Here is an 8,617-nt window from a genome sequence, read left to right on the forward strand (position 1 = left end):
GAGGGTCGGCGACGGACGACCGTCAACCACACGCACCGACACCGGCTGGCCATGGCCGACAGGCGCCAGCTGGGTGGTGATTTTCGGTTGCGGGCTGAGTTGTTGCGGGCTGTGGGCGCAGCCAACCAGGGTCAAACTGGTCACAGTGATCAAACCGAACAACAGGCGTTGCAACATACTCATTTCTCCAGGACTAGATGCAAACAGGGCGCCAGTATAACGGTGAGCGCTCGCCACTCACCAGAATTCCTGAACGGCGCCTGAACTGTCGGCGAAATTACAATTTTCACACAGAACCGTCACCTCAATGTCATGCCAGACTGCCAACCTTCGCAGCATGTAACGAACCGGGTACACAGCCATGCGCCTTCTCAAATCTTTGTTCTTTTCCCACGCCAGCCATCGCCACTTTGCCCTGCTCGACGCCCAAGGCTGCTGCCAGGCTTTCAAGCAGTGCAGCCTGCCGCCCGTCGGTGAAGGCTGGGTCGAAGTCGAAGAGACCCGCCTGAGCTGGATGCACCGCCCGCTGCCCGCCAGCGCGCGCGTCAGCCCCCGGGTTTCGCAGCCACAGGCACGGCACGCGTTGGCCTCCTGACCAGACTGCTAATAAAAGTCATTAAACACGTCCATTTGCGCGCATTTCTTCGCTACAATCTCCCCCCGATTATAAGGACGTCTCCTGATCGGGCCTCGCAGCATCGCTAATGCACTTGTATTAGCTCCCCCGCACCGCCCACAGAGAGCCGCCCACACAGATCGTGTGAAGCTGGCGAGCTTGCTGTTTTCTCTGCAAACCATCGTCTTTACCCGAATCTGCCAGAGCTGCCATGCGCTCGGCCACTTGAGTTGTTTGCCCGTTTTGCCGTTTGCCGGCAGTGATTTCGGGCCAGGTGCCAGGCTGGGGCAGCCCTTTTTTGAGGTTCACGTCTTCAAAAGAGCGTGAAAAAAACGGGTTTTCACAACTTCACAAGAGTGTGGCGAGCAAATGAATAGTTTTGCGTTTGTACAAGCACCATCAGCGTCTGGAACAGCCCCACCACACAGGACCGAGCACTCCTCAAGAACCGGAGCTTGAAGCCTGTCCGCTACGGATTTGGTTGCACGATCGGACGAGCTTGACCATAAGTCGAATTGCCACAGGCGCCCTTAAATGCGTTCATACGCAGATCAGGCCCGGTCGGCAGCGTCCGCTTGCGATAAATTGCGAAGAATCGGACATGGCGATCCTGGCCATGGGTAACCTGGGGCATCACGTGAACCGCCCCGTCACTCCTGGCAGCCATGCCGTCAATTTGGTGCTGCAGATTTTGGAGACGCGTTAAATGGCGCATAACGAAGCAGTCGACGTAGTACTGGTAGGTGCGGGCATCATGAGTGCCACCCTCGCCGTACTGCTCAAAGAGCTCGACCCCGGCCTCAAGCTGGAAGTCGTTGAGCTGATGGATTCGGGTGCCGCGGAAAGTTCCAACCCGTGGAACAACGCCGGTACCGGCCACGCCGGGCTGTGTGAGCTGAACTACACACCGCAGGCCGCCGACGGCTCCATCGACATCAAGAAAGCCGTGCACATCAACACCCAATTCGAGGTGTCGAAGCAGTTCTGGGCCTACCTGACCAAGAAAGGCACCTTTGGCTCGTCCAAATCCTTTATCAGCCCCGTGCCGCACCTGAGCTTCGTACAGGGCGAGAAAGGCGTGTCGTTCCTCAAGAAGCGCTTTGAAACCCTCAGCCAGCACCACGCGTTCTCGGACATGCACTACACCGAAGACCGCAGCGAGATGGCCGAGTGGATGCCGCTGATGATGCCCGGCCGCCCGCTGGACGAAAAAATCGCCGCCACCCGCGTGATGAACGGCACCGACGTCAACTTCGGCGCCCTGACCAACCAGTTGCTCTCGCACCTGACCAGCGCCCCGGATGCCCAGGTCAAGTACAGCAAGCGCGTCACCGGCCTCAAGCGCAACGGCGCCGGCTGGACCGTGAGCATCAAGGACGTCAACAGCGGCAATTCCCGTGATGTGGACGCCAAGTTCGTGTTCCTCGGCGCCGGTGGCGCGGCCCTGCCGCTGTTGCAAGCCTCGGGCATCGAGGAAAGCAAGGGCTTCGGCGGCTTCCCGGTCAGCGGCCAGTGGCTGCGTTGCGACAACCCGGAAGTGGTCAAGCACCACCAGGCCAAGGTCTACAGCCAGGCAGCCGTGGGTTCGCCACCGATGTCGGTGCCGCACCTCGACACCCGTGTGGTCGACGGCAAGAAATCCCTGCTGTTCGGGCCATACGCCGGTTTCACCACCAAGTTCCTCAAACACGGCTCGTTCCTTGACCTGCCCATGTCGATTCGTGCCGGCAACATCGGCCCGATGCTGGCCGTGGCCCGGGACAACATGGACCTGACCAAGTACCTGGTCAGCGAGGTGCGCCAGTCCATGGAGCAGCGCCTGGAATCCCTGCGTCGCTTCTACCCTGAGGCGAAAGCCGAAGACTGGCGCCTGGAAGTGGCCGGCCAACGGGTGCAGATCATCAAGAAAGACCCGAAGAAAGGCGGCGTGCTGCAATTCGGTACCGAACTGGTTGCGGCCAAGGACGGTTCGCTGGCCGCCCTGCTCGGCGCGTCTCCAGGTGCTTCGGTGACCGTGTCGATCATGCTGGAACTGATCGAACGCTGCTTCCCGACGAAAGCCGCCGGTGAGTGGGCGGCCAAGCTGCACGAGATCTTTCCGGCTCGGGAAAAGGTCCTGGAGACCGATGCCGAGCTGTATCGCAAGATCAACACGCAGAACAACATCAGCCTGGAACTGGTTGAGCAGAGCAGCGAGACCGAAAGCTACGCTTGAGCGTCGTGACGCAGAGTGTCAGTGGACGCATTCCCACGCAGAGCGTGGGAACGAAAAACGCCCCAATGGGGCGTTTTTTTTCGTCCGCAACAATCAGCCGCGGGCTTGTTCGATCAGCTCGATGTACTCGGCGGCGTTGCGCTGGTCCTTGATCACTTCAACGAAGGTCAGGCCATGCTCGTCCTTGCCATCGAGGTCCAGGCCGGCTTCCTTGAAGAAAACCAGGAAGCGTTCGAAGTCGTCGATACGCAGGCCGCGGTAGGCCTTGATCAGTTTGTGCAGGGACGGCGAAGTGGCGTCTACCGGCTCGAAATCCAGGAACAGCTTGATTTGCTCGTCGCCGATTTCATCACCAATCACCTGTTTCTTATCTTTACGCATTACCGACTCCAGCCTGCAGACATTTACACGGGAAAAGCAGTTTACCTGCGGCACCGCGGCTTCGAAAGCTACGCGAACCAATGTGGGAGCCGGCTTGCCTGCGATAGCGGTGCATCAGTAACAGATGGGCCAACGGACCCACCGCTATCGCAGGCAAGCCAGCTCCCACATTGACTGTATTTACACCGCCGAATGCGCGTCGGCTGGATTATTTGGCGCGCACCGCCCCGGTGTGCAAATCGGCCCAGATATGGCCGTTGGCGTAAGTGAGGAATTGCACATAGACCGTGTCATTGCGCAACAAGTCGACGATCACCCGATACTGGGTCACCGGATACGACAGGGTCAGGGTTTTGCTTTTGTCGTCGAACACCGGCTTTTTCAGGCTTTTGCTTTCGGCATCGAAATTGAGAATCACCTGGGCGATGGTCGCGCCTTTGTTCAGGGACTTGCCCTTGAGGCGGATCATCAACGGCGAGGTCACCGGGATCGGCTGCTGGGTGGATTGGCGTTGGTTACCCACCACCACCGAATACTCGGTGACTTGCAGCAATTGCTGCTGGTCCGGGGTTTCGGCGCGCAGGGTCAGGTCGTCGGGCGGCAGGAATTGGCTGTGCAGCGGCGCCGGAGCAGCCGCCAGGGGCAAACTGAGGGTCAGCGCCAGGGCGGCGCAGGTGCGAATCAACAGGCTCATGAACAGCTCCAGACGCAGGGGCCAAGCACGATAGCATGACAACCCTGCGCCTGAATCCCGCTTACATCCCTTTGACGGCGTAGATCCCATTGGCGTTGCGCCAGTAGCCTTTGTAGTCCATGCCGTAACCGAAGATGTAACGGTCAATGCACGGCAGGCCCACGTAATCGGCTTTCAGGTCCGGACGGGCCTTGCGGTCGTGGTCCTTGTCGATCAGCACGGCAGTGTGCACCTTGCGCGCGCCGGCGTGTTTGCAGAAGTCGATGATCGCGCCCAGGGTGTGACCTTCGTCGAGGATGTCGTCGATGATCAGCACGTCGCGGTCGATGAACGAGACTTCCGGCTTGGCTTTCCAGAACAGGTCGCCGCCACTGGTTTCATTGCGATAGCGAGTGGCGTGCAGGTAGGACGCTTCCAGCGGGAATTGCAGGTGGGTGAGCAATTTACCGGCGAAAATCAGGCCACCGTTCATCACGCAAAAGACCACCGGGTTGGTGTCGGCCATTTCACGGGAGATGTGCGCGCCGACCTTGGCGATGGCCTCTTCGACTTGCGCTTCGGTGTACAGGCAGTCAGCCTCGCGCATGATTTGACGGATATGCTCGAGATCAGCGGACATGGCGCTCTCCAAGGGGGTGCTGTGGCAAGAAAAGCGGGCAAAGGTACGCATGTGAGGCGCAACGTTCAAGCCTTAATGGACTAACGTACTAGATGTCTATAGGACAACACCCTCGGATAGATTAATCTAGGCCGGTTTTTTTGCCCGCCGCCGGAGCCTTTCCCCATGCCCATCCGTGAGATCCGCCATCCGCTGATCCGACATAAACTCGGCCTTATGCGCCGCGCCGACATTAGCACGAAGAACTTCCGTGAGCTTGCTCAGGAAGTCGGAGCGCTGCTCACCTACGAGGCGACCAAAGACCTGCCCCTGGAAAACTACGAGATCGCCGGTTGGTGTGGTCCCGTCCAGGTCGAGAAAATCGCCGGCAAGAAGATTACCGTGGTGCCGATCCTGCGTGCCGGTATCGGCATGCTCGAAGGCGTGCTCAGCCTGATCCCGGGTGCCAAGGTCAGCGCCGTAGGCGTGGCCCGCAACGAAGAGACGCTGCAGGCTCACACCTACCTGGAAAAACTGGTACCGGAAATCGACGAGCGCCTGGCGATGATCATCGACCCGATGCTCGCCACCGGCAGCTCCATGGTTGCCACCATCGACCTGCTGAAAAAAGCCGGTTGCAAGGACATCCGCGCCATGGTGCTGGTGGCCGCTCCCGAAGGCATCGCCGCCGTCGAGAAAGCCCACCCGGACGTGTTGATCTACACCGCATCCATCGATGAACGCCTGAATGAACATGGCTACATCATCCCGGGCCTGGGCGATGCCGGCGACAAGATCTTCGGTACCAAGCAGAAGGACGCGTGACCATGCAGGATGAGTTCAACGACCCGCTTTGGCGCCAGATCCTGTCTGGCGCACAGATGCTCTTCGTAGCATTTGGCGCGCTGGTGTTGATGCCGCTGATCACCGGTCTCGATCCAAACGTCGCCCTGTTTACCGCAGGCTTGGGCACCTTGTTGTTCCAGGTGGTTACCGGGCGCCAGGTACCGGTGTTCCTGGCGTCGAGCTTTGCGTTTATCACCCCGATCATTCTCGCCAAGGGCCAGTTCGGCCTCGCGGCGACCATGGGCGGCGTGATGGCGGCCGGCTTCGTTTACACCTTCCTGGGCCTGGCCGTGAAGATCAAGGGCACCGGTTTCATCGACCGGCTGCTGCCACCGGTGGTGATCGGGCCGGTGATCATTTCCATTGGCCTGGCCATGGCGCCGATTGCGGCCAATATGGCGATGGGCAAGGCCGGTGACGGTAGCGAGTTGATCCACTACCAGACCGCCATGCTGATCTCGATGCCGGCGCTGCTGACCACGTTGATCGTGGCGGTGTTCGGCAAAGGCATTTTCCGCCTGGTGCCGATCATCTCCGGCGTGCTGGTGGGTTTTGCCATGTCGTTCTACTTCGGCGTAGTCGACACCGCGAAGATCGCCGCCGCACCGTGGTTCGCCCTGCCCCACTTCACCGCGCCGGAATTCAACTGGCAGGCGATCCTGTTTATCGTCCCGGTGGCCCTGGCCCCGGCGATCGAACACATCGGTGGTGTGATTGCGGTGGGCAGCGTGACCGGTCGCGACTACCTGAAGAAGCCTGGCCTGCACCGCACCCTGCTGGGTGACGGGATCGCCACCACCGCTGCCGGCCTGTTCGGCGGCCCGCCCAACACGACCTACGCGGAAGTGACGGGCGCGGTGATGCTGACCAAGAACTACAACCCGAAGATCATGACCTGGGCGGCGGTGTTTGCCATCAGCCTGGCGTTTATCGGCAAGTTCGGCGCGCTGCTGCAAAGCATTCCAGTCCCGGTGATGGGCGGTATTCTGTGCCTGCTGTTCGGCTCGATTGCCGCAGTGGGGATGAACACCCTGATCCGCCACAAGATCGACCTTGGCGAAGCGCGCAACCTGGTGATTGTGTCGGTGACCCTGGTGTTCGGGATTGGCGGTGTGTTGGTAGGCACCGGCACTGGCCCGGATGACTTTGGCCTGAAGGGCATCGCCCTGTGTGCGGTGGTAGCGATTGCGTTGAATCTGCTGCTGCCGGGCAATGACGGCTGGAAGAACAGGAAGCCGGATGAGCCGCTGATCTAACTGCCAACGCAAAACCAATGTGGGAGCGGGCTTGCTCGCGAATGCAGTGTGTCATTCAGCACATCAGTGACTGAACCACCGCATTCGCGAGCAAGCCCGCTCCCACATTTTTTTGAGTTTCAGTGTGGCTTACAGCTCGCCCAACGCATCGATCAGCGCCTGGTTCTGCTCAGGCGTGCCAATACTGATCCGCAGGAACTGGGCAATCCGCTCCTGCTTGAAGTGCCGCACAATCACCCCCTGCTCCCGCACCTTGGCCGCCAGCCCGGCAGCGTCGTGCCCTGGATGCCGGGCAAAGATGAAGTTGGCCGCCGACGGCAGTACTTCAAACCCCTTGGCCTGCAGTTGCGCCACCAGCTTTTCACGGCTATCGATCACCAACTTGCAGGTGTTCCGGAAGTATTCGCGGTCTTCAAAAGCGGCGGCCGCGCCGACAATCGCCAGACGGTCCAGCGGGTAGGAGTTGAAGCTGTTCTTGACCCGCTCCAGCGCCTCGATCAGGTCCGGGTGGCCCACGGCCAGGCCCACCCGCAAACCGGCCAGGGAGCGCGACTTGGAGAGGGTCTGGGTCACCAGCAGGTTCGGGTAACGGTCCACCAGGCTGATGGCGGTCTCGCCGCCGAAGTCGATATAGGCTTCATCGACCACCACCACCGAGTCCGGGCTGGCCTTGAGGATTTGCTCCACGGCGTCCAGCGCCATCACGCAACCGGTCGGCGCGTTCGGGTTCGGGAAGATGATCCCGCCGTTGGGCCTGGCGTAGTCCGACACGCGGATCTGGAACTGTTCATCCAGCGGCACTGCGTCGAAGGCAATGCGGTACAGGCCGCAGTACACCGGGTAGAAGCTGTAGCTGATGTCCGGGAACAGCAGCGGCAGGTCGTGCTGGAACAAACCGTGGAAGATGTGCGCCAGGACTTCATCGGAGCCGTTGCCGAGGAACACCTTGCCCGCGTCGATCCCGTAGTACTTGGCCACCGCCTGCTTGAGCAGGTCGCTGTTGGGGTCCGGGTACAAACGCAGATTGTCGTTCAGCTCGGCCTGCATGGCAGCCAGCGCCTTGGGCGATGGGCCGTAGGGGTTTTCATTGGTGTTGAGTTTTACCAGCTTGGTCAGCTTCGGTTGCTCACCGGGCACGTAAGGCACGAGATCCTTGACGAGCGGGCTCCAGAATTTGCTCATGTTTCAGTTCCCCTGCTTATCGTCAACGATGCGGTATTCGGCGCTGCGGGCGTGGGCGGTCAGCGACTCGCCACGGGCCAGCACGGAAGCGGTCTTGCCCAACTCCGACGCGCCCTCTGGCGAGCAGAAGATGATCGACGAGCGCTTCTGGAAGTCATATACGCCCAGCGGCGAGGAGAACCGCGCAGTGCCCGACGTGGGCAGCACGTGATTGGGACCTGCGCAGTAGTCGCCCAGGGCTTCGCTGGTGTGGCGGCCCATGAAGATCGCGCCGGCGTGGCGAATCAGCGGCAGCCAGGCTTGTGGGTCGGCGACGGACAACTCCAGGTGTTCCGGGGCGATGCGGTTGGCCACTTCGATGGCCTGCTCCATGTCGCGGACCAGGATCAGGGCGCCACGGCCATTGATCGACTTCTCGATGATCTCGGCGCGCTCCATGGTCGGCAGCAGCTTGGCGATGCTGGCGGCGACCTTGTCCAGGAATTCGGCATCCGGGCTGACGAGGATCGCCTGGGCGTCTTCGTCGTGCTCGGCCTGGGAGAACAGGTCCATGGCGATCCAGTCCGGGTCGGTCTGGCCGTCACACACCACGAGGATTTCCGAAGGGCCGGCGATCATGTCGATGCCGACCTGGCCAAATACATGGCGCTTGGCCGTGGCCACGTAGATGTTGCCCGGGCCAACCACCTTGTCGACCTTCGGCACGCTTTCGGTGCCGTAGGCCAGGGCCGCTACCGCTTGGGCGCCACCGATGGTGAACACGCGATCAACGCCCGCGATGCAGGCCGCTGCCAGCACCAGTTCGTTGATTTCGCCGCGCGGGGTAGGC

General features: G+C 60.8%; 9 protein-coding genes and 1 pseudogene. 4 read left to right on the forward strand and 6 right to left on the reverse strand.

What is annotated here, in order from left to right:
• A pseudogene (locus HX846_RS40390) lies at window positions 1–177 on the reverse strand (hypothetical protein); the annotation flags it as partial.
• A 184-nt stretch (window positions 178–361) separates the two neighbouring features.
• On the opposite strand from HX846_RS40390, the gene HX846_RS13325 reads away from it, so the two are divergent.
• Together HX846_RS13325 and mqo are read left to right on the forward strand one after the other, a co-directional pair.
• A complete protein-coding gene (locus HX846_RS13325) occupies window positions 362–595 on the forward strand; it encodes a hypothetical protein (protein WP_003216156.1) in 234 nt (77 codons plus the stop codon).
• Between the two features lie 727 nt (window positions 596–1,322).
• Window positions 1,323–2,831 (forward strand): malate dehydrogenase (quinone), encoded by a 1,509-nt coding sequence (gene mqo, locus HX846_RS13330; RefSeq protein ID WP_003216154.1) that lies wholly within the window; start codon window positions 1,323–1,325, stop codon window positions 2,829–2,831.
• A gap of 93 nt (window positions 2,832–2,924) precedes the next feature.
• On the opposite strand, the gene HX846_RS13335 is transcribed toward mqo, so the two are convergent.
• The 3 genes from HX846_RS13335 to HX846_RS13345 all read right to left on the reverse strand — a co-directional run bounded on the left by HX846_RS13335 (window position 2,925) and on the right by HX846_RS13345 (window position 4,525).
• Window positions 2,925–3,212: a PA4642 family protein gene (locus tag HX846_RS13335; RefSeq protein WP_003216153.1), complete on the reverse strand. Its 288-nt coding sequence runs from the start codon at window positions 3,210–3,212 to the stop codon at window positions 2,925–2,927.
• 208 nt (window positions 3,213–3,420) lie between these two features.
• Window positions 3,421–3,906: a hypothetical protein gene (locus HX846_RS13340; protein ID WP_008434279.1), complete on the reverse strand. Its 486-nt coding sequence runs from the start codon at window positions 3,904–3,906 to the stop codon at window positions 3,421–3,423.
• A gap of 61 nt (window positions 3,907–3,967) precedes the next feature.
• Window positions 3,968–4,525: a hypoxanthine-guanine phosphoribosyltransferase gene (locus HX846_RS13345; RefSeq protein WP_003216150.1), complete on the reverse strand. Its 558-nt coding sequence runs from the start codon at window positions 4,523–4,525 to the stop codon at window positions 3,968–3,970.
• Window positions 4,526–4,690: 165 nt separating this feature from the next.
• On the opposite strand from HX846_RS13345, the gene upp reads away from it, so the two are divergent.
• Window positions 4,691–5,329 (forward strand): uracil phosphoribosyltransferase, encoded by a 639-nt coding sequence (gene upp / locus HX846_RS13350; protein ID WP_003216149.1) that lies wholly within the window; start codon window positions 4,691–4,693, stop codon window positions 5,327–5,329.
• A gap of 2 nt (window positions 5,330–5,331) precedes the next feature.
• On the forward strand, window positions 5,332–6,606 hold the full coding sequence (locus HX846_RS13355; RefSeq protein WP_087692860.1) for a uracil-xanthine permease family protein: 1,275 nt from the start codon (window positions 5,332–5,334) through the stop codon (window positions 6,604–6,606).
• Window positions 6,607–6,735: 129 nt separating this feature from the next.
• Here the strand turns inward: HX846_RS13355 and hisC are convergent, their stop codons facing one another.
• Both hisC and hisD read right to left on the reverse strand, forming a co-directional pair.
• Complete coding sequence (hisC, locus tag HX846_RS13360) at window positions 6,736–7,788, reverse strand: histidinol-phosphate transaminase (protein ID WP_003216145.1); 1,053 nt, start codon at window positions 7,786–7,788, stop codon at window positions 6,736–6,738.
• A gap of 3 nt (window positions 7,789–7,791) precedes the next feature.
• On the reverse strand, window positions 7,792–8,617 hold an 826-nt coding region (hisD, locus tag HX846_RS13365; protein WP_178965532.1), incomplete at its 5' end, for a histidinol dehydrogenase.

This window comes from Pseudomonas sp. K5002, from assembly GCF_013386655.1.
In the GTDB taxonomy this organism is placed as follows: Bacteria; Pseudomonadota; Gammaproteobacteria; order Pseudomonadales; family Pseudomonadaceae; genus Aquipseudomonas.

Excerpts from the sequence above, each read along its gene's own strand:
- HX846_RS13340 (WP_008434279.1), bottom strand. The coding sequence starts at position 3,906 with ATGAGCCTGTTGATTCGCACCTGCGCCGCCCTGGCGCTGACCCTCAGT.
- HX846_RS13345 (WP_003216150.1), bottom strand. The coding sequence starts at position 4,525 with ATGTCCGCTGATCTCGAGCATATCCGTCAAATCATGCGCGAGGCTGAC.
- HX846_RS13355 (WP_087692860.1), top strand. The coding sequence starts at position 5,332 with ATGCAGGATGAGTTCAACGACCCGCTTTGGCGCCAGATCCTGTCTGGC.
- mqo (WP_003216154.1), top strand. The coding sequence starts at position 1,323 with ATGGCGCATAACGAAGCAGTCGACGTAGTACTGGTAGGTGCGGGCATC.
- upp (WP_003216149.1), top strand. The coding sequence starts at position 4,691 with ATGCCCATCCGTGAGATCCGCCATCCGCTGATCCGACATAAACTCGGC.
- HX846_RS13325 (WP_003216156.1), top strand. The coding sequence starts at position 362 with ATGCGCCTTCTCAAATCTTTGTTCTTTTCCCACGCCAGCCATCGCCAC.
- hisC (WP_003216145.1), bottom strand. The coding sequence starts at position 7,788 with ATGAGCAAATTCTGGAGCCCGCTCGTCAAGGATCTCGTGCCTTACGTG.
- HX846_RS13335 (WP_003216153.1), bottom strand. The coding sequence starts at position 3,212 with ATGCGTAAAGATAAGAAACAGGTGATTGGTGATGAAATCGGCGACGAG.